Origin of the sequence: Streptomyces sp. NPDC012935, assembly GCF_042900345.1 — a bacterium.
Lineage (GTDB): Bacteria > Actinomycetota > Actinomycetes > Streptomycetales > Streptomycetaceae > Streptomyces.
Window position 1 is genome coordinate 420,005 of record NZ_JBIBBC010000003.1, and the last position, 22,159, is coordinate 442,163.

20 protein-coding genes are annotated in these 22,159 nt (G+C 71.1%); 6 read left to right on the forward strand and 14 right to left on the reverse strand.

The genetic code is table 11. The annotated features are described in order from the left end of the window. Position 1: 1 nt before the first annotated feature. The 4 genes from panD to ACFY5C_RS10725 are packed head-to-tail and all read right to left on the reverse strand — an operon-like array spanning position 2 to position 3,994. Entirely contained in the window at positions 2–457 is a 456-nt protein-coding gene (panD, locus tag ACFY5C_RS10710) for an aspartate 1-decarboxylase (protein ID WP_389442957.1), read from the reverse strand. Between the two features lie 29 nt (positions 458–486). After that, the gene (locus tag ACFY5C_RS10715; RefSeq protein ID WP_389442959.1) at positions 487–1,335 is read right to left on the reverse strand and encodes an alpha/beta fold hydrolase; all 849 of its coding nucleotides are present in this window, start codon (positions 1,333–1,335) and stop codon (positions 487–489) included. Between the two features lie 41 nt (positions 1,336–1,376). Then, complete coding sequence (gene entS, locus ACFY5C_RS10720) at positions 1,377–2,672, reverse strand: enterobactin transporter EntS (protein ID WP_389442961.1); 1,296 nt, start codon at positions 2,670–2,672, stop codon at positions 1,377–1,379. Continuing rightward, positions 2,669–3,994, reverse strand: a complete 1,326-nt coding sequence (locus tag ACFY5C_RS10725) for a salicylate synthase (protein WP_389442962.1) — start codon at positions 3,992–3,994, stop codon at positions 2,669–2,671. Before ACFY5C_RS10725 ends, entS begins: the two co-directional genes overlap by 4 nt. A gap of 148 nt (positions 3,995–4,142) precedes the next feature. Between ACFY5C_RS10725 and ACFY5C_RS10730 the strand changes: the two genes are divergently transcribed. The 3 genes from ACFY5C_RS10730 to ACFY5C_RS10740 are packed head-to-tail and all read left to right on the forward strand — an operon-like array spanning position 4,143 to position 7,874. After that, complete coding sequence (locus tag ACFY5C_RS10730) at positions 4,143–5,771, forward strand: (2,3-dihydroxybenzoyl)adenylate synthase (protein ID WP_389442964.1); 1,629 nt, start codon at positions 4,143–4,145, stop codon at positions 5,769–5,771. Beyond that, entirely contained in the window at positions 5,761–6,816 is a 1,056-nt protein-coding gene (locus tag ACFY5C_RS10735; protein WP_389442966.1) for a FecCD family ABC transporter permease, read from the forward strand. The genes ACFY5C_RS10730 and ACFY5C_RS10735 overlap by 11 nt, the downstream gene beginning before the upstream one ends. Further along, complete coding sequence (locus ACFY5C_RS10740) at positions 6,813–7,874, forward strand: FecCD family ABC transporter permease (RefSeq protein ID WP_389442968.1); 1,062 nt, start codon at positions 6,813–6,815, stop codon at positions 7,872–7,874. Before ACFY5C_RS10735 ends, ACFY5C_RS10740 begins: the two co-directional genes overlap by 4 nt. 8 nt (positions 7,875–7,882) lie before the next feature. Here ACFY5C_RS10740 and ACFY5C_RS10745 read toward each other — a convergent pair whose 3' ends face one another. Then, complete coding sequence (locus tag ACFY5C_RS10745; protein ID WP_389442969.1) at positions 7,883–8,845, reverse strand: hypothetical protein; 963 nt, start codon at positions 8,843–8,845, stop codon at positions 7,883–7,885. Between the two features lie 188 nt (positions 8,846–9,033). On the opposite strand from ACFY5C_RS10745, the gene ACFY5C_RS10750 reads away from it, so the two are divergent. Both ACFY5C_RS10750 and ACFY5C_RS10755 read left to right on the forward strand, forming a co-directional pair. Then, the gene (locus ACFY5C_RS10750; protein WP_389442971.1) at positions 9,034–9,249 is read left to right on the forward strand and encodes a heavy-metal-associated domain-containing protein; all 216 of its coding nucleotides are present in this window, start codon (positions 9,034–9,036) and stop codon (positions 9,247–9,249) included. A gap of 67 nt (positions 9,250–9,316) precedes the next feature. After that, entirely contained in the window at positions 9,317–11,572 is a 2,256-nt protein-coding gene (locus ACFY5C_RS10755) for a heavy metal translocating P-type ATPase (protein ID WP_389442973.1), read from the forward strand. Between the two features lie 66 nt (positions 11,573–11,638). Here the strand turns inward: ACFY5C_RS10755 and ACFY5C_RS10760 are convergent, their stop codons facing one another. From ACFY5C_RS10760 to ACFY5C_RS10795, 8 genes are all read right to left on the reverse strand, one after another. Continuing rightward, positions 11,639–12,091: a phospholipase gene (locus ACFY5C_RS10760; protein ID WP_389442974.1), complete on the reverse strand. Its 453-nt coding sequence runs from the start codon at positions 12,089–12,091 to the stop codon at positions 11,639–11,641. A gap of 129 nt (positions 12,092–12,220) precedes the next feature. Next, complete coding sequence (locus ACFY5C_RS10765; protein WP_389442976.1) at positions 12,221–12,874, reverse strand: hypothetical protein; 654 nt, start codon at positions 12,872–12,874, stop codon at positions 12,221–12,223. A 5-nt stretch (positions 12,875–12,879) separates the two neighbouring features. Continuing rightward, positions 12,880–13,746 (reverse strand): carbohydrate ABC transporter permease, encoded by an 867-nt coding sequence (locus ACFY5C_RS10770; protein WP_389442977.1) that lies wholly within the window; start codon positions 13,744–13,746, stop codon positions 12,880–12,882. Next, a complete protein-coding gene (locus ACFY5C_RS10775; RefSeq protein WP_389442979.1) occupies positions 13,743–14,687 on the reverse strand; it encodes a carbohydrate ABC transporter permease in 945 nt (314 codons plus the stop codon). Before ACFY5C_RS10775 ends, ACFY5C_RS10770 begins: the two co-directional genes overlap by 4 nt. Continuing rightward, complete coding sequence (locus ACFY5C_RS10780; protein WP_389442981.1) at positions 14,684–15,967, reverse strand: ABC transporter substrate-binding protein; 1,284 nt, start codon at positions 15,965–15,967, stop codon at positions 14,684–14,686. Before ACFY5C_RS10780 ends, ACFY5C_RS10775 begins: the two co-directional genes overlap by 4 nt. A gap of 94 nt (positions 15,968–16,061) precedes the next feature. Next, on the reverse strand, positions 16,062–16,814 hold the full coding sequence (locus tag ACFY5C_RS10785; protein ID WP_389442983.1) for a cupin: 753 nt from the start codon (positions 16,812–16,814) through the stop codon (positions 16,062–16,064). Next, a complete protein-coding gene (locus tag ACFY5C_RS10790) occupies positions 16,808–17,746 on the reverse strand; it encodes a PmoA family protein (RefSeq protein ID WP_389442985.1) in 939 nt (312 codons plus the stop codon). The genes ACFY5C_RS10785 and ACFY5C_RS10790 overlap by 7 nt, the downstream gene beginning before the upstream one ends. Beyond that, entirely contained in the window at positions 17,743–18,858 is a 1,116-nt protein-coding gene (locus ACFY5C_RS10795) for a Gfo/Idh/MocA family protein (RefSeq protein ID WP_389442987.1), read from the reverse strand. Before ACFY5C_RS10795 ends, ACFY5C_RS10790 begins: the two co-directional genes overlap by 4 nt. Positions 18,859–19,152: 294 nt before the next feature. On the opposite strand from ACFY5C_RS10795, the gene ACFY5C_RS10800 reads away from it, so the two are divergent. Beyond that, complete coding sequence (locus ACFY5C_RS10800; RefSeq protein WP_389442988.1) at positions 19,153–20,334, forward strand: flavin-dependent monooxygenase; 1,182 nt, start codon at positions 19,153–19,155, stop codon at positions 20,332–20,334. Positions 20,335–20,349: 15 nt separating this feature from the next. Here ACFY5C_RS10800 and polX read toward each other — a convergent pair whose 3' ends face one another. Further along, complete coding sequence (polX, locus tag ACFY5C_RS10805) at positions 20,350–22,086, reverse strand: DNA polymerase/3'-5' exonuclease PolX (RefSeq protein ID WP_389442990.1); 1,737 nt, start codon at positions 22,084–22,086, stop codon at positions 20,350–20,352. Between the last annotated feature and the right edge of the window lie 73 nt (positions 22,087–22,159).

Genomic DNA, 22,159 nt, shown 5'->3' on the forward strand with positions numbered 1-22,159 from the left:
CTCAGTTCCTCTCCTGCTGGCCGGCCTGGCGTGGCGCGGGGTGGGTGAAGGTGCCGGAGAACTGGTCGGCCGCACCGGGTACCGGTTCGGCGGGGTCGGCGCCGAGGGCGACGATCCGGTTGGCCTTGTCGACGTGGACGACCCGGGGCCGGTGAGCGGCACGCTCGGACTCGTCGAGCACGGTGAAGGACATGATGATCACGAGGTGACCGGGTTGGACGAGGTGGGCGGCGGCGCCGTTGATCCCGATGACGCCGCTGCCGCGTTCACCGGTGATGGCGTAGGTGGTGAGTCGGGCGCCGTTGTCGATGTCGACGACCTGGACGGCTTCGCCCTCCACGATGTCGGCGGCGTCCATCAGGTCCTGATCGATCGTCAGAGATCCGACGTAGTGCAGATCGGCCTGGGTGACGGTGGCTCGGTGGATCTTGCCGTTCAGCAAGGTGCGGTGCACCATGACCCCCTGAGGAGACAACTTAGGTGAGGCTAACCTAAACGAACATCGCCGGGCGTGGAAGCGGGCGTGGCGGGACGATCGCGGAAGAAGTCCAGGAGCACCCTGTTCACTTCGTCCGGGCGCTCCAGATACCCGTAGTGGCCGCAGCCCTTGATCTCCTGGTAGACGGCACCCGGGATCGCATCGGCGACTTCACGCCCCAGGTGCGGCGGCAGGATGACGTCGTCACCGAAGCCGATCACGAGGCAGGGCGCCTCGACCGCCCGGTAGGCGGCCAGCCGGCCCTCCGGGACCTCCAGGTCCAACTGGGCCCGTACGCCCGGCCCTTGGGGCTGCGGTGAGAACTCGAAGAGCTCCAGCCAGTCCTGGATCTGCCGGTCGTCGTCAAGGGTGGCCGGTGACAGGTTCTGCAGGGCGCGGATCCAGGCGGTGTAGGCCGGCGGCAGTTCCAGCCCGCCGTCATACAGGGCCCGTTCGGCCGCGGCCATCGCGGCCCGCAGCGCGTCCGTACGGCCACGGGTGGCCATCAGCACGCCCTGCTGGACAAGTTGGGGCCGGGCCAGCATCAGCTCCTGGACGACGTACGCACCCATGGAGACGCCGACGAACCGGCACGGTGCGAGTCCGAGGTGCTCGGCCAGGCCCGCCGTGTCGGCCACCAGGTCGTCGATGGTGAAGCCTTCCGGGCACTCGTCGGTCGGTGGAATTCCCCGGTTGTGGAAGGTGACGACCCGGTGGCCGGCGTCGACCAGCGCAGGCACCTGGTGGAGGTGCCACGCCCGGCCCCCGGCGCCCTGACCCATCACCAGGACCACCGGGTCGCCGGCGCCGGTGTCCTCGTAGTGGAGCCGGATTCCGTTGATCCGCGCGCTCGGCATGGTCCTCCGCCCTGTCGTGCGAGGCTGTACCCGTCGGCTGGTCAGTCGGCTGCCGGAGACGCCTCGGCGGGCGCCGCCCAATCGTCCCCGTCGACGTCCGGAGGCCGGCTGAGCGTGGCCTTGCGCAGTCCCGGCATGGCGAGGGCCAGCGCGCCCACACCCGCCAGACAGACCACTCCCCCGAGCACCACGGCCCCGCTCGACGACCCGAGCGCCCTGGCCACCAGGCCCGCCTCGAAGTTGCCGACGGAGGGGCCGGCCGTGGCCTGGGCGAGCCACAGGCTGCCGACCCGGCCCTGGAGCCGGTCCGGTGTGTAGTGCTGGAGGAGCGCCCTGCGCAGGATCTCCGAGGCGGTGTCGCCGAGGCCCGCCAGTGCCAGGAAGACCAGCGCGAGCCACAGGTTGGGGCTGAGGCCGAAGCAGGTGATCGCCACGCCCCACACCGCGACCGCGCCGATCAGCGCCCGTCCGGTGTGGTGTACCCGGCCGGTCCAGCCACTGGTGAGCGCCCCGAAGAAGGACCCCACCGCGGGGGCGGTGTAGAGAAGTCCGACGGCGTACGGACCGCCGCCGAAGTGCTCGGTACCGAGTTCGGGGAACAGGGCGTACGGCATCGCGAAGACCACCGCGCACACGTCGATCAGCAGCAGTCCGGCCACGACCTGGTTGCCGCGCAGGAAGCGCAGCCCCTCGCCCATCGCCTTCAGCGGATGCTGCGTCTCGGCCGGCCCCTCGGGGGCGAGCTTCGGCAGCGGGGCCAGCAGGGCGAGTCCCACGACGTAGATGGCCGCGTCGATCGCAAAGCACATGGCGACGCCGGGCCCTGCCGCGATCACGCCGGCGAGCGACGGTCCGACCATGCCGCCCAGTTGGGCGGTCAGGGTCGTCAGCGCGCCCGCCGCCGCCAGCTGCCCCGGCTGCACCAGGGCGGGCGTGGCCGCCATGAGGGCCGGGCCGCCCAAACCGGCGGTGCCGCCGGCCAGTACCGCCGCCACGAACACGAACCACACCTGCGGGTCCGGCATCGCCGCGTTCACCGCGAGCCCGGCGATGACCACCGCGGTCACCGCCCGGGTGACCAGCATGACCTTGCGCCGGTCCACCCGGTCCGCCAGCAACCCGCCCGTGATCAGGCCGACCAGCAGTGACAGGCCCAGCACCAGGCTCATCAGGCCCACTTGGACCGACGATCCGGTCAAGTGGTAGATCTGCAGACTGGCCGCCACCGAGGTGAGGTGGGTGCCCACCATGGAGATCGCCTGGGTGGCGAAGATCAGTCTGAAGTTTCTGCTGGACCGCAACGGCGCTACGTCGACGACCACTTCCCCCAGCTTCACGCGCGCCCCTGACCCTGTGCCGGGACCACGTAGGGGGCGACGCTACGCAGCTTCTCGCAGGTCTCCTCCAGCTCCCGGGCCGGCGTCGACCCGGCGAGGATGCCGGCACCGGCCCGCAGCCAGGTGCGCCCGCCCTCCTCGAAGAGGCTGCGCAGCACCAGGGCCGCGTCGAGCGATCCGTCACTGCCGGCCCGCAGCACGGCGCCGCTGTAGATGCCACGTGGTTCCTTCTCCAGCCGGGCGATGCAGTCGTACGCCGGTGCCTTGGGGATGCCGGAGGCGGTCACCGCGGGGAACACGGCGCGCAGGGCGTCCCAGGCCGTGGCGGACTCGGCGAGCAGACCGTGCACGCTGGAGCCGAGGTGCTGCACGCTGCCGCGCCGGCGAACGGTCATCAGGTCGCGCACCGAGACGGTACCCGGCCGGCAGACGGTGGCCATCTCCTCCTCGGCGAGTTTGACCGACAGCACGTGTTCGGAGATCTCCTTGGGATCGGCGAGGAGTTCGGCGCGCAGCCGCTCGTCCTCCTGGTCGCCGAAGCCGCGGGCGCGGGTGCCGGCGAGGGGCTGGGTGACGACCTCGCCGTCCGCGCCGACCTCGGCGACGGTCTCGGGGCTGAATCCGGCGACCCGGCGCCCGCCGACGTTCAGCAGGAAGGAGCGGGCGGGGGTGTTGTGCGAGCGGCCGTGGACGTAGGTGCCGACGAAGTCGACCGGGAAGGGCACGTCGACCGACCGGGAGAGTATGACCTTCTGCAGGTCGGAGGTCCGTATCTCCTCGATGGCCTGGGCCACCATGTCCGGGTAACGCCCCTCGCCGTCCGAGACGTCGATGGGGCGGGGTACGGCGGTGCGGGGCGCGTCGGCGCGGTCGAGTAACGCGATCAGCGCGTCCAGCGTCTCCTGGTCCGCGCTGCGGATCACAGCGCTTTCCCGACCGAGCCTCACTTCGCTGTGCGGGACGATCAGATGGAGCAGGTCGTCGTCGCCCGCCCGGTCCGGGCGGCCTGCGTGCAGATGGGAGAACTCGAAGGCCATCCAGCCGTAGGCACTCCAGCCCTCCACGGCCAACTGGCCCAGTTCCTCATGGACCTGGCCCAGTGGATGCGATCCCAGCGGGGCCGCGGTTTCCCTGTCGAGCCATCGGCGGCGGATCTCGGAGCGGCCGACCTGGATCTCGCCGAGCGCCCCTCCGGCGAACCAGACGTCGCCGTTCTGTTCGTAGATCACGTACTGGTCGAACACGCCCGACTCCGCCAGTCTCGCCGCCAACTGGACGGGGTCTCCCGGCAGTTCCGTCTCCGCGCTCCGATAACGCAGCAAGGACCTACCTCCCTGGACTTAGGTTAACCTAACCTAATTCACCAAGACCCTAGCCCCCACGGCGCGGCGCCGTCCAGATCACGCCCCCACGCTTGACCCCGATGAATCATTAGGCAAGCCTTTCCTAAACAGCAGGCGGGAGTTGAGGATGCTCGACGGTTGGGTGCCCTGGCCGGAGCCGTTGGCCGAGAAGTACCGAGCAGAGGGCTACTGGGAAGGCCGACCGCTGGACCGGCTGCTGAGGGACAGCGCCGAGCGCACGCCGCGCCGGACCGCACTCGTCGACGCCGACGGCAACCGATGGACGTACGCCGAACTCGACCTGCGCGCCGATCGCATGGCGGCGGGACTGCGTCGGCTCGGCATCGGCGGCGGGGACCGTGTGGTCGTCCAACTGCCCAACACCGACGCCTTCGTGGTGCTGTTCTTCGCGCTGCTGAGGACGGGCGCGATACCGGTGCTCACCCTGCCCGCGCACCGCGAGAGCGAGATCGTGCATGTCGCCGAGGTGGCCGGCGCCACGGCGTACGCGATCCCGGATCTGCACGACGGCTTCGACCACCGCGCGCTCGCCCGGGGCCTGCGCAAGGCGGTGCCCGGGGTCGAGCACGTGCTGGTGGCGGGCGACGCCGCGGAGTTCACCGCGCTGGCCGACATCGACGCCGAGCCGGTACCGCCGGCCGTGCCCGACCCCGGCGACGTGGCGGTACTGCTGCTGTCCGGCGGCACGACCGGCAAACCGAAGCTCATCCCGCGCACCCACGACGACTACACCTACAACGTCCGCGCGAGCGCCGAGGTCTGCGGCTTCGACCGGGACACCGTGTATCTGGTGGTGCTGCCGACCGCGCACAACTTCGCGCTGGCCTGTCCCGGTCTGCTCGGCACCCTGATGGCCGGCGGCACGGTGGTGCTTGCCCCCACGCCGAGCCCCGAGGACGCCTTCGCGCTCGTCGAGCGGGAGAAGGTCACCGCCACCGCCGTGGTCCCGCCGATCGCGCTGCTGTGGCTGGACGCGGTCGAGTGGGAGGAGGCCGACCTCTCCTCGCTGAGCCTGCTGCAGGTCGGCGGCTCCAAGCTGGGCGCCGAGCCCGCCGCCCGGGTCGAAGCAGCCCTCGGCTGCACGCTCCAGCAGGTCTTCGGTATGGCCGAGGGGCTGCTCAACTACACCCGGCTCGACGATCCGCCGGAGCTGGTGATCGGTACTCAGGGCCGTCCGATGTCACCGGCCGACGAAGTCCGCGTCGTCGACGAGGAGGACCGCGACGTCCCGCCCGGAGAGAGCGGCGAGTTGCTCACCCGCGGCCCCTACACCCTGCGCGGCTACTACCGCGCCGCCGAGCACAACACCCGCGCCTTCACCACCGACGGCTACTACCGCACCGGTGACCTCGTCCGGGTCCTGCCCTCCGGGCATCTCGTCGTCGAGGGGCGGGCCAAGGACCAGATCAACCGGGGCGGCGACAAGATCTCCGCCGAGGAGCTGGAGAACCACATCCTCGCCCATCCCGGCGTGCACGACGCGGCCGTGGTCGGCATGCCCGACGAGACGATGGGCGAGCGCACCTGCGCCTACCTCGTCCCGCGCGGACAGGCCCCGGTTCAGCGGGAGTTGGCCGCGTTTCTCACCGAGCGAGGGGTCGCCGCCTATAAGCTCCCCGACCGGGTGGAGGTCATCGAGGCCTTTCCCCGGACGTCGGTAGGCAAGATCGACAAGAAGGCGCTCGGCCGGCTGATCGCCGAACGCCTCCGCGCGGAGGGCATCGGTGGCAACTGAGGCCGGTAAGGCCCCACTTGTACGGACGGAAGAGCGAGCTGCCAGGCGCCGCAACTCGACCCGGACCCTGGCCGTGCTCGGTGCCCTGCTCCTGCTGATCACCGCCGCCATGCTCAGCCTCGCGGTCGGCTCCCGCGCCCTGTCGCCGGGCGTCGTCATGGACGCGCTGTTCCACGACGACGGGTCGACCGCGGCCTCCGTCATCTGGGACGTCCGCGTGCCGCGCACCCTGGCGGGCATCGCCGCCGGTGCCGCGCTGGGCGTCGCGGGCGCGCTCATCCAGGCGCTCACCCGTAATCCGCTGGCCGATCCGGGACTGCTCGGCATCAACGCGGGCGCGGCCACCGGAGTGGTCCTGTCCATCACGGTGCTCGGCATCACGAGCCTGTGGGCCTCGGTGTGGTTCGCCATGCTGGGCGCGGTGGTGGCGGGTCTGCTGGTGTACTCGCTGGCCTCGGGCGGTCGCGGCGGCGCCACTCCGGAGCGGCTCGCCCTCGGCGGCGCGGTGATCGCCGCCGTGTTCACCGGCGTCAGCCAGACCCTGATGCTGCTCGACGCCCAGGCCCTGGACCAGCTCCGCTTCTGGAGCGTGGGGTCGCTCGCCCGGGCCGACAGCGAGACGCTGACGACGATCACGCCGTTCGTCGTGGTGGGCCTGGTGCTCGCGCTGGCACTGGTCCGGCCGCTGAACGCGCTCGCGCTGGGCGACGACGGGGCCAGGGCGCTCGGCGCGCACGTGGACCGGACGCGCTTCCTGGGCCTCGCCGCCATGACGGTGCTGTGCGGCGCGGCTACCTCGGCCGTCGGGCCACTGGTCTTCGTCGGCCTCGCCGTGCCGCACATCGCCCGCATGATCGCCGGTGCCGACCAGCGCTGGACGCTCCCGCTGTCCACGCTGCTCGCGCCCGCCCTGCTGCTCTTCGCCGACGTCCTCGGCCGGGTCGTCGTACGCCCCGACGAACTGGACGCCGGGGTGGTCACCGCGGTGGTCGGCGCCCCCGTGTTCATCGCGCTGGTCCGCTACCGCAGGACGGTGACGGCATGACGACGCAGGCGGCGCCACGCACCCGTACCCATGTCGTACGGAGCCGCTCGCACCGCATCTCCCTACGCGTGGACGTGCGCGCGGTGACGGTCTGTGTGCTGGTGCTGGTCGCGACCGCCGCGGTCGGTGTCCTGGCGCTCGGCACCGGCGAGTACACGATCTCGCCGCCGGACGTGGTGCGCACGCTGCTGGGGAACGGCAGCCCCCGCACCGACTTCGTGATCAACGACCTGAGGCTGCCCCGTCTGCTGACCGGCATCCTCGTCGGCGCGGCGCTCGGGCTGAGCGGCGCCCTCTTCCAGAGCCTGACCCGCAATCCGCTCGGCAGTCCCGACATCGTGGGCTTCACCTACGGCTCGGCCACCGGGGGCCTGCTGGTGGTACTGCTCGTCGGCGGCACCGGTGGGCAGATCGCCGTCGGGGCGGTGGGCGGGGGCCTCGCGACGGCCGTGCTCGTGTATCTGCTGGCGTGGCGGCAGGGCGTCCACGGCTTCCGGCTGGTGCTGGTCGGCATCGGGGTGAGCGCCCTGCTCCAGGGTGTGAACGCCTACCTGCTGGCCAAGGCCCGCTTCACACAGGCAGCGCGGGCGATGGTGTGGCTCAACGGCAGCCTCAACGGCCGGGGTTGGGACGACCTGCGCCCCGCTGCCCTCGGCCTGCTGGTCGTGCTGCCGCTGGTGGCGCTCGCCTCGAGCAGGCTGAGGATCCTGGAGATGGGCGACGACGTGGCGGGCGGGCTCGGGGTGCCGGTCCAGCGGACCCGGCTGGTGATCCTCGTACTGGGTACGGCGGCCTGCGCGGTGGCCACCGCAGCCGCCGGCCCGATCCCCTTCGTGGCCCTCATCGCCCCCCAGCTGGCCCGCCGGCTCACGCGGGCCCCCGGCCCCAACCTCCTCGCGGCCACCTGCACCGGCGCACTGCTCGTGGTCGCCGCGGACTTCGCCTCCCAGCGCGTCCATGAGTCGGCCCAACTGCCCGTGGGTGTGGTGACCGCGGTGGTGGGCGGGGTGTACCTGGGGTTGCTCCTGCGCAGGCAGCGGCGGGCGGGGCGGATCTGAGCCGCCGCTCAGTGCCCGTGCTCCGCGGTCCCGTCCTCGTGCCCGGTCGCCTCTGACACGGTGGCCGTCACACCTGCCCGCACCGTGAACTGCGCCGTGTGCACCTTGCCTTCGTGCTTGAAGTCGAGGAACAGCCGGTATGTGCCGCTGCTCGGCGCCGTCGCCGTGAACGAGATCTCCGGGCCGGGCTTCGTCCTGCCGTCGCCGGGCTCCCCGGCGGGATGGACGTGGAGGTACGCGAGGTCGCCGGCGCGCAGGGCCACCAAGTGGCCGTAGGCGCCGAGGTAGGGCTGGAGGTCGGTGACGGGGCGGCCGCTCCGCGAAACCTTCAGCTTCAGCTCGCGCTCCTTGCCCGGGCGCAGGACCCCGTCCAGCCGGACGTCGTAGCCGTGGACCTTGGCGGTCGTGTTCGGCGCCGGCATCCGCTGCGGCTCGAAGGGGCCGGCGGCGGCCAGGTCCGCGCCGAGAGTGAGGTTCTCGGCGCCCTTCGTCGCTGGGGTGAAGTCGGCGAAGACGCGGTAGCTGCCGGCGCGGGGCAGTTCGACGGGGATGCTCCAGGTGCCGTCGGCGGCGCGGGTGGGGTGCAGATGGCGGTAGGTGCCCAGGTCGCGTGAGGCCACGATGAGGTGGAGTTCCTTGTCGTGCTCACGTCGGTAGGCGGTGACGGCACGTCCGTCGTCGTCGCGGATGACGAAGCTCAGGTCGGAGCGCTCGCCGGCCGTGAGGCCCGGCGTCCGCAGATCGAGGGTGTAGCCGCCCTCGGAGATCTGCAGCCCGCCGGCCGGTTTCGTCTCGTGCCCCCCATGACCGGCGCCACTCTCCGGTGCGGCCGGCGCCTCGCCGTGGCTCTCGTGACGGGCGGGGGCCGGCTCGTCGACCACGGGGTCGACGCCCTTGCCCACGCCGTAGGCGGTGCCGAAGGTCGCGGCCAGTGCGGCGGCGAACGCGGTGATCCTCAGTCCGGCATGCATGGCGGTCTCCTGCGGGTCGGTCCTTCGATACGATCCTTCACTGCACTTCACAATACCCCTGGGGGGTATCAAGTCAACCCGCTCCCACGCTTGCCTTGGCTACCCCCTAGGGGTATACATGGACATCGGCCAGGATACCCCCACCCCGTACCCCGGTCGACCGCGACAGAGCCCTTCGGGAGGAATCCATGACCACCACCACGTACGCCGTGTCCGGGATGAGCTGCGCCCACTGCAAGGCGACGCTCACCAAGGTCATCGGCGAGCTGGACGGCGTCACCGGGGTCGGTGTCGATCTCGCGACCGGCCAGGTCACCGTCACCAGCGCCGGCGAGCCCGACGACGCCCTGATCACCGAGGTCGTCGACGAGGCCGGCTACGAGCTGACCGGCCGCGCCGCCTGACCCGCACCCCGATCCGCCGGGGCCCGGCCGCACCGGGCTCCGCCCGCACCCCGCACGAGGAGCTGGGATGACCACCACCGCGTCCGACCCCACGACCGAGGTAGAGCTCGCCATCGGCGGCATGACCTGTGCCTCGTGCGCGGCGCGCATCGAGAAGAAGCTGAACCGCATGGACGGCGTGACGGCCACCGTCAACTACGCCACCGAGAAGGCGAAGGTCAGCTACGGCGGTGACGTGTCCGTCCAGGACCTGATCGCCACCGTGGAGAAGACCGGGTACACCGCGCAGGAGCCGGCGCCGCCCGTGCGGGACACCTCCGACGGCACGGACGAACCCGATAAGCTGCGGCCGCTGCGGGAGCGGTTGATCACTGCCGTGACACTCGCCGTGCCCGTCGTGGCGATGGCCATGATCCCGGCCCTGCAGTTCGAGTACTGGCAGTGGCTGTCGCTGACCCTGGCGGCCCCCGTCGTGACGTATGCCGGGTGGCCCTTCCACAGGGCGGCGTTCACCAATCTGCGGCACGGGGCGGCCACCATGGACACACTGATCTCGGTCGGTACGTCGGCCGCGTTCCTGTGGTCGTTGTGGGCGCTGTTCTTCGGCACGGCGGGCGAGCCGGGCATGACCCACCCCTTCGAGCTGACCATCGCCCGCGGTGACGGCTCCGGGAACATCTACCTGGAGGCCGCCGCCGGGGTCGTCGCCTTCATTCTGGCCGGGCGTTACTTCGAGGCCCGTTCCAAGCGCAAGGCGGGCGCGGCGCTGAAGGCGCTGCTGGAGCTGGGCGCCAAGGACGTGACCGTCCTTGGCGCAAGCGGCACCGAACAGACCATACCCGTCACGGAGTTGAAGGTCGGCGACCGCTTCCTCGTGCGGCCCGGCGAGAAGATCGCCACCGACGGGACCGTCGTCGAGGGCTCGTCGGCGGTGGACGCCTCGATGCTCACCGGCGAGTCGGTGCCGGTCGAGGTGACCGTGGGCGACGCGGTCACCGGCGCCACGATCAACGCGGGCGGCCGGCTCGTCGTCGAGGCCACGCGTGTGGGCGCCGACACCCAACTCGCCCGGATGGCCCGGCTGGTGGAGGACGCGCAGAACGGCAAGGCCGCGGCACAGCGGCTCGCGGACCGGATCTCCGCCGTCTTCGTACCGATCGTGATCGCCCTCGCGCTGGCCACCCTCGGCTTCTGGCTGGGCAACGGCGCCGGGCCTGTCGCCGCCTTCACCGCCGCGGTCGCCGTACTGATCATCGCCTGCCCGTGCGCCCTGGGCCTGGCCACACCGACCGCGCTGATGGTGGGCACCGGACGCGGCGCGCAGCTCGGCATCCTGATCAAGGGTCCGGAGGTGCTGGAATCCACGCGCATGGTCGACACGATCGTCCTCGACAAGACGGGCACCGTGACGACCGGCCGGATGACCCTGTTGGCCGTGCACACCGCGGACAACGGCGACGAGGCGGAAGTCCTGCGCCTCGCTGGCGCGTTGGAGCACGCCTCGGAGCACCCGATCGCCCGTGCCGTGGCCGACGGGGCGCTGCAGAAGCTGGGTTCGCTGCCCTCGGCGGAGGACTTCGCGAACGTACCCGGCCTCGGGGTGCAGGGCATCGTCGACGGGCATGCGGTCCTGGTGGGCCGGGAGCGTCTGCTGGCCGAGTGGGCGATGGAACTGCCGGAGGAGCTGCGGCAAGCCAAGTCCGAGGCCGAGGCTGGTGGTCGTACCGCCATCACCGTCGCCTGGGACGGTGAGGCGCGGGCGGTCCTCGAGGTCGCCGACGCGGTGAAGGAGACCAGCGCGGAGGCGATCCGGCGACTGCGCGCCCTCGGCCTCACGCCGATCCTGCTGACGGGCGACAACGAGGCCGTCGCGCACGCCGTGGCCCGCGAGGTGGGGATCGACCACGAGGACGTCATCGCAGAAGTGCTGCCGCAGGACAAGGCCGACGTCATCAAGCGCCTTCAGGGCGAGGGCCGTTCGGTCGCGATGGTCGGCGACGGCGTCAACGACGCGGCCGCGCTCGCCCAGGCCGACCTGGGTCTGGCCATGGGCACCGGCACGGACGCCGCGATCGAGGCGGGCGACCTGACCCTGGTGCGGGGCGACCTGCGCGCCGCCGCGGACGCCATCCGCCTCTCCCGCCGGACGCTCGGCGCCATCCGGTCGAACCTGTTCTGGGCCTTCGCCTACAACGTCGCCGCCCTCCCGCTCGCCGCGGCCGGTCTGCTCAACCCGATGATCGCCGGAGCGGCCATGGCCTTCTCGTCGGTCTTCGTGGTCGGCAACTCGCTGCGCCTGCGCTCGTTCCGGGCCACGAACTGAATCGTCACGCAAAGGGGGCGCCGCTCACGCGGCGCCCCCTTTTCCGTACGGTCACTCAGCGGTTTCTCAGCCGAAGGCCTTCACGGCCTGGTAGTACGTCCAGGCCGTGCTGTTGCAGGCGGTCTGCGACGCACCGCTGTAGCCGGCGCACACACGCTTGAGGTCCTCGTAGAAGGCGCTGTCGAGGCGCGACTTGTTGGCACTGAACGTGCCCAGCGCCTTGTAGTTGCGGTAGCCGAAGTCGTGCCGGGCGCAGGACGTGGAGAAGGGGAAGCCGAACGGGTTGTCCGGCGAGGAGGAGCAGTAGTCCGTGGACCAGTCGAACCCGTACGCGGACCAGGCGGACTGGTTGGAGCGGGCGGCAACCCAGGAGTTGTAGCTCGACGCGCTGGTCTGGGTCCAGTTGGCCAGGACCTGGGGCTTGTCGGCGGGGGCGGCTTCTGCGGCCGTGGCGGTGGCGACGACGGCCATGAGGGAGAGGGCTGATGCGGCAAGACCGGTGGCGAGTGTGCGGTGCATTCCACACCTCCATGAGGCTGCGACCCGCCCGTCGGGTCGCAGGTTCATGACAAGATGATTGACACCCCAACAGTCCGTTTACACCTCATGCGACCTAATGCCCCGTTAACTCTGGGACGTGCGAGGAGATCAGGGGATGAATTCGTGCTCCGCACGACGTGCCCCTGCCTGCCTGCGCCTACCCTCCCTCCGTACGTCCACGGCGGTGACCGCCAGGGCCAGCGGCCCCGGGGCGAGGAACGCGAGCGGCACCAGCATCCAGGCGCACAGGGCCGCGGTCGCCACCGCGAGCAGCACCAGGCCACTGCCGCCCACGTCCTGGACGGAGTCCCGGGCCGCCCCGCGTACGGCCGCACGCCAGTCGGTGAGCGACTCGCGGCGGGCGCAGGCCCTGAGGCCGACCGCGACGGCGCACGCACCGATCGCGGCGGCGAGGACGGCGAACAGCGGCGCACCCGGCAGCCCCGCCCCGGCCAGTGCCAGGTCGCCGGCGAGCAGCAGCACTCCCGCCAGCGCGAGGGCGCCCGCCGCCAGGTCGCCGGTCCGCAGCCGCCGCCGTAGCAGCCTGAAGTACCGTCCGGCGGTGGCGGGCCGCTCCTCGCGTGCGCCGCGCAGCACCGCGCACGCCGTCGACAGGGCCGCAGGTGCGGTCAGCAGCGGCAGACTGGCCACTGCCGTGGCGAGGCCGACGCTGAGTACGTCGGCGAACAGGGTGATGCGGGGGCCGAACACCTCGCCCGCCTCACGCGAGCGCGTCCCGCTCAGCCCACCCGGTCCACTCATGCGGCTCACCCCTTGAGTCCGGAGCTGGCCATGCCCTCCACCAGGAGGCGCTGGAAGGCGAGGAAGAACAGCACGATCGGCAGCAGCGCGATCACGGACAGCGCGAACATCGGGCCGAACGCCGAGGTGCTGGAGGCGTCCACGAACGACCGCAGGGCGAGCGTGAGCGTGAACTTCTCCGGGTCGAAGAGGTAGATGAGCTGGGTGAAGAAGTCGTTCCACGTCCAGATGAAGGTGAAGATCGCCGTGGTGATCAACGCGGGACGGGTGAGCGGCAGCACGATCTTGAAGAAGCTCCGGAACGGGCCGCAGCCGTCGATACGGGCCGCCTCCTCCAGCTCGCGCGGCAGTCCGCGCATGAACTGCACGATGAGGAAAATGAAGAACGCCTCGGTGGCGAGGAACTTCGGCAGGATCAGCGGCCAGTAGGTGTTCACCAGGCCGAGCTGGTTGAAGATGATGTACTGCGGGATCAGCACCGCGTGGTGCGGCAGCATGATCGTCGCGATCATGAACGCGAACAGCGGTCCGCGGAAGCGGAAGCGCAGCCGCGCGAAGGCGTACGCGGCGAGCGAGCAGCTGATCACGTTGCCGAGGACGGCGCCGCCCGCGATCAGCAGCGAGTTGCTCAGCAGCCGCCAGATGGAGACGTCGTTCACGCCGTCCAGGGCGGTCTTGTAGTTGGCCCACTCCAGGTGGCCGGGCAGTAGGTCGAGGCTGGCGATGACCTCGTCGGCGGGCTTGAGCGAGGTGGCCAGCAGCCACGCCAGCGGGTACAGCATGACCAGCAGCGCGGCCAGGCAGCCGACGTGCAGGGCGATCCGCCCCCAGGCAACGGGCTTGCGGACGACCGGATTCGTGGTGGTGGTCATCGGTCCCCCTCGGACGCGTAGAAGACCCAGGAGCGCGAGGTGCGGAACAGCACCGCGGTGACGGCGCCGATGACGAACAGCAGCACCCAGGCCATGGCGGAGGCGTAGCCCATGTGGGAGGCGACGAAGCCGCGGTCGTAGAGGTAGAGGGTGTAGACGAGTGTCGAGTCGGCGGGGCCGCCCTTGCCTGCGCCGATGGCGAAGGCGGGCGTGAAGACCTGGAAGGCCTGGATGGTCTGCAGGACGAGGTTGAAGAAGAGGACCGGGGACAGCATGGGCACCGTGACGGACACGAACTGCCGCCACTTCCCGGCGCCGTCCACGGCCGCCGCCTCGTACAGCTCGCCCGGGATCTGCTGGAGTCCCGCGAGAAAGATGACCATGGGCGCCCCGAACTGCCACACCGTCAGCAGCGCCACGGCGAGCAGCGCCCAGCCCGGCTTGTTGACCCAGCCGCCGGTGCCGAGCAGGTTGTCCACCGTGCCGCCGTCGTTGAAGATCGCGCGCCAGACGAGGGCGATCGACATCGACGCGCCGAGCAGCGAGGGGGCGTAGAACGCGGAACGGTAGAAGCCCTTGCCCCGTTTCATGGACTTCAGGGCGAGTGCCACGCCCAGCGCGAGGGCGAGTTGCAGAGGCACGGCGATGACGACGTACGTCAGCGTGGTCATCACCGAGCGCCAGTAGCGCGGGTCCTCGGTGAACATCTGGACGTAGTTGCGCAGGCCCACCCAGCGCGGCGGGTTGAACAGGTCGTAGTCGGTGAAGGACAGGTACAGCGACACGGCCATCGGCAGCAGGGTCAGGACGATCGCGCCGAACACCCACGGTGAGAGGAACACCCAGGCGGGGCCCTGGGGTTCACGCTTGGGCCGGCGCTTCGGGGCCGGGGTGACCCCGGCTTTCCCGGCGGGGGGCGCGGAGATGTCGGTGGTGGTCATGACCTCAGCTCCGCCTCCGCCTCGGTGACGTAGTTCTCGGCCGCCTCGCGCGGCGACATGCGCTCGTACGACACCTGGTCGTAATCGCGCTGGAAGGTGGTCTGCAGAGCGTTGTCGCCCGAGGGTGGGGCCTGCGGCGGGTCCTTGAGAGAGCCCTCCAGCGACGCCTGGTAGTCGGCGATCGTCCGGTCGAAGTCCTTGAGCTGCGGCTCGATCGCCTCACGGATGGCCTCGTTGACGGGGATGCCACGGGTCGCGCCGAGGATCTGCGCCGCCTCTTCGTCGTTGATGAGGAAGTCGACGAGCTGTGCCGCCTCCTTCGGATGAGCCGTGTTGGCGCCCACCCCGAGGAACATCGACGGCTTGAAGTACTGGCCGGGGGTGCCGTCCTCACCGGACGGCATCGGCGCGAGCGCGACGCCGCTCGGTATGAGGGCGAGGTAACCGCTCGCCGGTGCGTCCCAGTTGGAGTCGGAGACGGCCTCGCCGCGCCCCAGAGGAGTGTTCTCCACGGAGCCGTCGAGCTGGGTGGTCTGCTCGGCGGGCGAGACGACGCCCTCGCGGCGGAGCTCGTCGGTGAAGGTCCACCAGCGGGTCAGGTCGTCGACCGTGAAGCCGAGCCCGCCGTCCTTGGTGTAGAGGGACTTGCCCTGGCCGCGCAGCCAGACCTCGAAGCAGTCCTCGCTCTGCCCGGGGTCGGTGGCGCCGGGCTTGCCGGTCTTCTCCGTCAGGGCCCGCATGGCGTCGGCCCACTCGCTCCAGGTCCAGCTCCCGCCCGGGAGCGGAACGCCTGACTCCTTCCACGCCTTGACGTCATAGGCGACGGTCTCGGTGCCGCGGCCCTGCGGAATCGCGTACTGCCTGCCGTCCAGCCGCCCGGTCGCGAGCAGACCCGCGTCGATCTCGGCGGTGTGCAGTACGGTCTTCTGCTCCGCGAGGTCGAGCAGGACGTCACCGGAGGCGTACTGGTCGATCTGCCGGTAGTCGAGCTGCATCACGTCGGGGGCGTCGCCACCCGCCGCCTGTGTGGCGAGCTTCTGCTTGTAGGCGTCGTAGGCCGAGAACGACGTCTGCACCTGGACGTTCGGGTGCTGTTTCTCGAACAGGGCGACTGCCTGCTCGGTGCGCTCCGCGCGGTCGGGGTTGCCCCACCACGTGTAGCGCAGCACCACCTTGCCGCCGCCGACCGATTCTCCTGATCCGCCGCAGCCGGCCAGCATCGCGCAGAGCACGAGTGCGGCGGCCGACGCGCAGAACCCCTTTGTCCTGTGTCCGGGCATGCCGAGGTCACCTCTCCTTTCCTCGGGCTTTCTGTTTGGCCCCCCTCGGCCCCCCTTGCCCCCCTGGCCCCCTGGCCTGCTCCCCTTCGGCCGGTTACTCGCCGCCGTAAGGCAGCGTCGTCCCGGGCAGGTTGTACTCGTCGCGTCGACCGCACATACCGAAGCCGCCGAGTCTGGTGGGCGCGGCCTCGTACGCGGTCGCGTCGGCGAGATACGCCGGCTCGCCCGCCTCCAGCGCTTCGAGCTGGGCGCCGGTGCGCTCGGCCGTGGCCAGCGCGCCGGCCCGCCACAGCTCCCGCCAGTTCGGCACCTTGGCGCGCACGAGCCGGGCGGCGGCGCCCTGGAACACGGCGTACGGGCCGTTGTCACCGGCGACGAGCGCCTCGCGCAGCGCGAGGTACCCCTCGACGGCGAGGTCCCGGCGGCGACGCGCGGCAGCCGCCGTCTCCGGTCCCGTGCCGGGCGGAAGGGCCGCCGCGGCGGCGTACTTCTCGGGGTCGGCGAGCACCTCGGCCGGGAAGGTGAACACCGCGTCCCCGGCCTCGGGCAGCCCGCTGTTCTGCATCAGCACCGTGATGCGCAGGTCACCGCCCTGGACCATACGGTGCACGGTCCCCGGCGTGAACCAGGCGACCGAGCCGGGCTCCAGGGGGATGTCCCGGTAACCGTCCGGGCTCAGCGTCTGAACGGCCCCTCGGCCGCCGGTGACGACGTACGCCTCCGTGCACACCAGGTGCAGATGCGGGCTGCCACCGCACACACCGTCGGCGGCCTCCCAGTCATAGGCACTGAGGTGCGACAGGCCGACGGCGCCGGGCAGCGGATGCGGAAGGTTCGGCTTCACCACTGCAGCCCCTCCAGGTGAGCGCCCACCTGCTCCCGGTCCCAGGCCCCGTCGGCGACGACCACCCGGTAGCGGTAGGCGAAGGACTCGCCCGGCGGCAGCTCGAACTCCTCGAAGAACGCCCAGGAGAACGCCACCGTCGGGATCGGCTCGGAGCGCACGAACCAGTGCGACTCGTGGATCGCGGACTGCGCGTCGAGGTTCTCGGGCGCGTGCGCGAAGACGAGCGTGGAGTGCCCGTCGATGTCGTCGTGCTCGGCGGTGAAGGCGAGCCACGGGCCCTGTGTGCCCATCAGCTTGCCCGCGTCCGCGCCCGCTCCCCCGTCGAGGTCGGGGCCGAATGCGGTGCCGCCGGTGAAGTCCCGGGGGCCGCGCCACTGCAGTCCGGTGTAGCCGGCCATCTCACGGCCTGCGGTGGTGGGCGAGCCGAAGGCCAGGGGCTCGGCACGGACGTTGGTGAGCCGGATCGACCAGTCCAGGGTCCAGGCCCCGGACTCCTCGTCCACCGAGTGGACGGTCAGCCCGCGCACCTCGCGCGCCCACTCCTCGCCGCCGTTCTCGACCCAGGTGAGCTCCTCGCTGAACGCGAGCCGGTCGTCCTCGACCGTGAACTCGGTGAAGCCGTCGTGCCGCATGGAGCCGACCCGCTCGGGCAGCGGCAGATAGCCCTCGCCGTGGACGTAGCAGTTGCCGCCCCAGAAGTTCTGCCCGGACAGATGGCTCGCCGTCATCTGCAGGCCCTTGTGCCAGCGGTGGTCATGGGGCCGGTAGCCCGTCACGGTGTGCCCGGTGAGGGTGCGCACGGGGTGGGCGTAGGGCTTGCGGGACTCGAACGCCTCCGGGTCGGGGCGGTAGACGTAGCGCAGGATCTCGGTGCCGTTCGCGGCCGTGACGGCGATGTGGTCGCCGTGCGCGTGGGTGACGCGAATGCTCATGCGCGCTCCTTGGGGGCCCAGTGGGGGTGGTCGCCGTGCATGGCGGGGTAGAAGGGGTCGCCGGACCGGATCTCGCCCGCGTGGACCGGGTTTCCCGTGAACGCGGCCTTGTAGAGGGCGGCGGCGAAGTCGAGGGTGGCCCGGGCGTCGGGGCCGCTGCCGGGCGGCCGGACACCGTGGTCGTAGGCGTCGAGGAGGGCGCCGAGCTGCGCCGTGTGGGAGCTGGGCAGGTCCGCAGCGGGGGTGCGCCAGGCGGTGGCGCGCTCGGCGGGGACGTGCGGGGCCGGGGTGTAGACCCAGTCCTCGTTGCGGTGGCCGTAGAGGTGGGTGAGCTCGACCGTGCCGTCGGCGCAGTCGACGCGGATGCGGCTCACCTCCTGCGGGGACAGCACGCTGTTGACGACGGTGGCGAGAGCACCGTTCGCGAAGCGCACGAGGGCCGTCGAGACGTCCTCGCTCTCGGTGTCGTGCACCAGGCGCGCGGCCATGGCCCGTATCTCCGCCCAGGGGCCGAGCAGGTGCAGCAGCAGGTCGAACTGGTGGATGCCGTGCCCCATCGTCGGTCCGCCGCCCTCGGTGGCCCAGCGCCCGCGCCAGGGCACCGCGTAGTAGGCGGCATCGCGGTGCCAGGTCGTCTGGCAGTGTGCGACCAGCGGGGTGCCCAGCTCACCGCTCGTGATCAGCTCACGGGCGTGCACGGCGCCGGAGCCGTAGCGGTGCTGGAAGACCACCGACGCATACGCGCCCGACGCCTCCTCGGCCGCCGCGATGTCGTCGTACTCGGCGAGCGACAGACACAGCGGCTTCTCGCACAGCACCCAGGCGCCCGCCTTGAGCGCGGCGACCGTCTGCTCGCGGTGCAGGGACGGCGGTGTGCCGATCAGGACCAGGTCGGGGCGTACGGCGTCCAGCATCTCGCCGGTCGAGGTGTACCCGGCGACGTCCTCGCCCGCGAGCTCCCGGAAGGCGTTCAGCCGGGCCTGGTCCACGTCGACGGCGGCGACCAGCTCCACCCGGTCGGGGTGCGATCTCAGCGCGGGGAGATGGCTGCCGCTGACGATGGCGCCGGTGCCGATCACCGCGACGCGGCGGCGGGCGGGGCTTGGGGACATGCAGTTCTCCTCGGACGACGGACAGCCCGCTCAGAAAGCGCTTGCACTTCGAGGGCGACCCTAGGCAGGGACGGAATGTAAGGACAACCCCTCTGCGGCGAGATGAGCAAAGCCCGACCCGTCCGGCTCGGCCCGCCTCCCGCACGCTCCCCTTTTCGACCGCCGCTCAAACGACCGAAGACCACAGGGCGATGCAGGGCTTTGGCGCGCTTCAACTCCCCTCTCCAGACGGCCCGTTGACAGTGCACGGCATCCGCGTCACGGTGATGACCCGTCGTGCTCGGGAGGTCACCGATGACAGCAGCCGGCACCGATACCGATTTGGTCAACCGCGTCCGGGCACTGCGCCCGCTCGTCCGCGAACACGCACTGCGCGCCGAGCAGGAGCGGCGGGTCACCCCCGAGGTCGCGGCGGCGCTGACGGACGCCGGCATCCACCGGATGAACGTCCCCCGGCGGTACGGCGGCTACCAGAGCCGGCTGCGCACCCAGGTCGACGCGGTGGCCGAGATCGCGTCGGCGTGCGGCTCGACCGCGTTCAAGACGGTGATCCAGGCCGGCTGCTCCTACATCGCGGCACTCTTCCCGGACGAGGCCCAGGACGAGATCTTCACGGACCCGGACGCGAAGGTGGGCGGCACCCTCGTCCCGGACGCGACGGCAGTCCGCTCGGACGGCGGCTACCTGGTCAACGGCATATCGGGCTTCGCCACCGGCTGCCACGACGCCGACTGGCACCTGCTGACGGTGCGGGTCGAGTCCGAGTCCGGTGAGGGACCACCGGAGCTGCTGTGGACGGCCGTACCGATGGCCGAGCTGGAGATTCTCGACGACTGGTACGTGTCGGGGCTGGCCGGGACCGGTAGCGACAGCGTCGTGGCGCGGGACGTCTTCGTGCCCGCCCATCGGGTCCTGCCGGTCGGGCCGCTGCTGGCGGGCGAGGTCGGGTCGAAGGCCAACGGCGACGAGCCGTTCTACCGGATGCCCGTCCTGCTGATGTTCTGCGCGTGGACCGCGCCCAACGCGCTGGGCCTGGCCCGGTCCGCCCTGGCGGAGTTCACCGAGCGCAGCCGGCGGCGGGGCATCACGTACACCCTGCACCAGCGCCAGAACGAGGCCACGGTCACTCATCTCCAGGCGGCCGAGGCGGCCATGAAGATCTCCTGCGCCGAGCTGCTGACCGCCGAGTTCGTCGCCCTGATCGAGTCACGGGCCGAGTCGGGCGAGCCGTACACGCCCGAGGAGCGGGCCAGGATCCGGGCGCAGAGCGGCTATGTGGCGCGGCTGTGCAAGGAGGCCGTCGATCTGCTCGGCTCCGCGGCCGGGGCGTCGTCGCTGCACCGGGACGTGCCGATCCAGCGGGCGGTGCGCGATCTGCACGCACTGAGCCTTCACTCGTTCGTGAATCCCGCGACCAACCTGGAGATCTACGGCCGGGTCCTGTCCGGAGTGGACCCTGGCACGCCCTTTCTGTAGGCCCCTGGCACTGAGTCACCCCTTGTTCAGGAAGCGCCGCAGCCGGGTCAGCGGCCAGGTGTTGATCACGTCGTCCGTGGTGAGCCAGCCGCGCTGGGCCGTGCCCACGCCGTAGCGCAGGTTGGCCAGATGGGTGACGGCGTGGGCGTCGCTGTCGACGGCGAACTTCACGCCGTGCCGCCTGGCCCGCAGGATGTCCTCGTCGCGCAGGTCGAGCCGGTCGGGATGGGAGTTGATCTCCAGGGCCGTGCCGGTGCGCGCGCAAGCGGCGAACACGGCGTCGAGGTCGACGTCGATGCCGGGGCGCTTGCCGATGAGTCGGGTGGTGGGATGGCCGATGATGTGGACGTGCGGGTTCTCGCAGGCCCGGACGATCCGCCGGGTCAGCGCCTCGCGCCCCTGGTTGAAGTGCGAGTGCACCGAGGCCACGCACAGGTCGAAGCCTGCGAGGAACTCTTGCGGCCAGTCCACGTCGCCTTCGGGGCCGATGTTCAGCTCAGCGCCGTGCAGCACCCGCATGCCGGCCCGTTTGCCGCGCTTGCCGTGCTCGCCGTCGAGCTCGCGGACGCGTTCGCGCTGGGCCGGGATCCGTTCGTCGGTCATCCGCTGCATGGCCATGTCCGGGCCGTGGTCGGTCACCGCGTAGTAGGCGTAGCCGCGCTCGGCGGCCGCGGCCACCATCTCCTCCAGCGGGGCGAGCCCGTCGGTGAGGTCGGTGTGGGTGTGCAGATCGCCCCGGATGTCCTTGTCCTGGATCAGGTCGGGCAGCTCGTCGCGCAGTCCGGCCTCGATCTCGCCCCGGTCCTCACGCAGGGTGGGCGGGATCCAGGGCAGGCCGAGCCGGGCGTACACGTCCTCCTCGGTCTCGGAGACGATCTTCTTGCCGGTCTCGGTGTCGAAGAGCCCGTACTCGGAGAGCTTGAGCTTCTGGCGGACGGCGATCTCCCGGGTGCGGATGTTGTGGGCCTTCGACCCGGTGAAGTACTGCATCGCCGCGCCCCAGGAGTCCGGCGGCACGACGCGCAGGTCGACCTGGAGGCCTCTGTCCGTGCGGACCGACGTCTTCTTCGCGCCGTGCGCGATCACTTCCGAGACGTACGGCAGCTCGGTGAAGGCCCGCATGATCGGCTCCGCCTGCCCCGCCGCGACGAGGATGTCGATGTCGCCGATCGTCTCGCGGACGCGGCGCAGCGAGCCGGCGTAGGAGCAGCGTTCGCAGCCGGTCACCTGGGACATCTCGGCGACGATGTCCTCGGCGAGGCTCATGGCGGCGTCGATCAGGACGCGGTCTCCGGCAGCCTGGAGCAGGGCGATGCCGTGGAGGATGTTCTCCTCGGTCTTCGGCCCGAAGCCCTTGAGGTCGCGCAGCCGCTCCTCGTGGATGGCGTCGGCGAGCTCCTCGGTCGTGGAGATGCCCAGCTCCTGGTAGATGACCAGGGCCTTCTTCGGGCCGAGCGTGGGGATGGCGGTCAGCTGCCGGACGCCGGCGGGGATCTTCGCCCGTAGTTCCTCGACGGCGGACACGCTGCCGCTGGTGAAGTACTCGACGACCTTCTCGGCGATCGACTTGCCGACGTTCGGGATCTCCTTGAGTGCCTTGACGTCGAGCGTGGACACGTCGGCATGGTGGCCGCCGATCGCCCGGGCGGCCTTCTCGTAGACACGTGCCCTGAACGCGTCTCCTCCGGTGATGGAGATCAGATCCGCGTACTCCTGGAACAGTGCGGCGACCTCGTCGTTGGACCGAGCCACACCTCCAGGGTAGGCAAGGTGGGTCCGGGGGGCGCGGTGCGGAGACGAGCGGCCCGTTTCCCGCCCGGCCCCG

Excerpts from the sequence above, each read along its gene's own strand:
- panD (WP_389442957.1), bottom strand. The coding sequence starts at position 457 with ATGGTGCACCGCACCTTGCTGAACGGCAAGATCCACCGAGCCACCGTC.
- ACFY5C_RS10715 (WP_389442959.1), bottom strand. The coding sequence starts at position 1,335 with ATGCCGAGCGCGCGGATCAACGGAATCCGGCTCCACTACGAGGACACC.
- ACFY5C_RS10730 (WP_389442964.1), top strand. The coding sequence starts at position 4,143 with ATGCTCGACGGTTGGGTGCCCTGGCCGGAGCCGTTGGCCGAGAAGTAC.
- ACFY5C_RS10740 (WP_389442968.1), top strand. The coding sequence starts at position 6,813 with ATGACGACGCAGGCGGCGCCACGCACCCGTACCCATGTCGTACGGAGC.
- ACFY5C_RS10745 (WP_389442969.1), bottom strand. The coding sequence starts at position 8,845 with ATGCATGCCGGACTGAGGATCACCGCGTTCGCCGCCGCACTGGCCGCG.
- ACFY5C_RS10750 (WP_389442971.1), top strand. The coding sequence starts at position 9,034 with ATGACCACCACCACGTACGCCGTGTCCGGGATGAGCTGCGCCCACTGC.
- ACFY5C_RS10755 (WP_389442973.1), top strand. The coding sequence starts at position 9,317 with ATGACCACCACCGCGTCCGACCCCACGACCGAGGTAGAGCTCGCCATC.
- ACFY5C_RS10760 (WP_389442974.1), bottom strand. The coding sequence starts at position 12,091 with ATGCACCGCACACTCGCCACCGGTCTTGCCGCATCAGCCCTCTCCCTC.
- ACFY5C_RS10765 (WP_389442976.1), bottom strand. The coding sequence starts at position 12,874 with ATGAGTGGACCGGGTGGGCTGAGCGGGACGCGCTCGCGTGAGGCGGGC.
- ACFY5C_RS10770 (WP_389442977.1), bottom strand. The coding sequence starts at position 13,746 with ATGACCACCACCACGAATCCGGTCGTCCGCAAGCCCGTTGCCTGGGGG.
- ACFY5C_RS10775 (WP_389442979.1), bottom strand. The coding sequence starts at position 14,687 with ATGACCACCACCGACATCTCCGCGCCCCCCGCCGGGAAAGCCGGGGTC.
- ACFY5C_RS10780 (WP_389442981.1), bottom strand. The coding sequence starts at position 15,967 with ATGCCCGGACACAGGACAAAGGGGTTCTGCGCGTCGGCCGCCGCACTC.
- ACFY5C_RS10790 (WP_389442985.1), bottom strand. The coding sequence starts at position 17,746 with ATGAGCATTCGCGTCACCCACGCGCACGGCGACCACATCGCCGTCACG.
- ACFY5C_RS10795 (WP_389442987.1), bottom strand. The coding sequence starts at position 18,858 with ATGTCCCCAAGCCCCGCCCGCCGCCGCGTCGCGGTGATCGGCACCGGC.
- ACFY5C_RS10800 (WP_389442988.1), top strand. The coding sequence starts at position 19,153 with ATGACAGCAGCCGGCACCGATACCGATTTGGTCAACCGCGTCCGGGCA.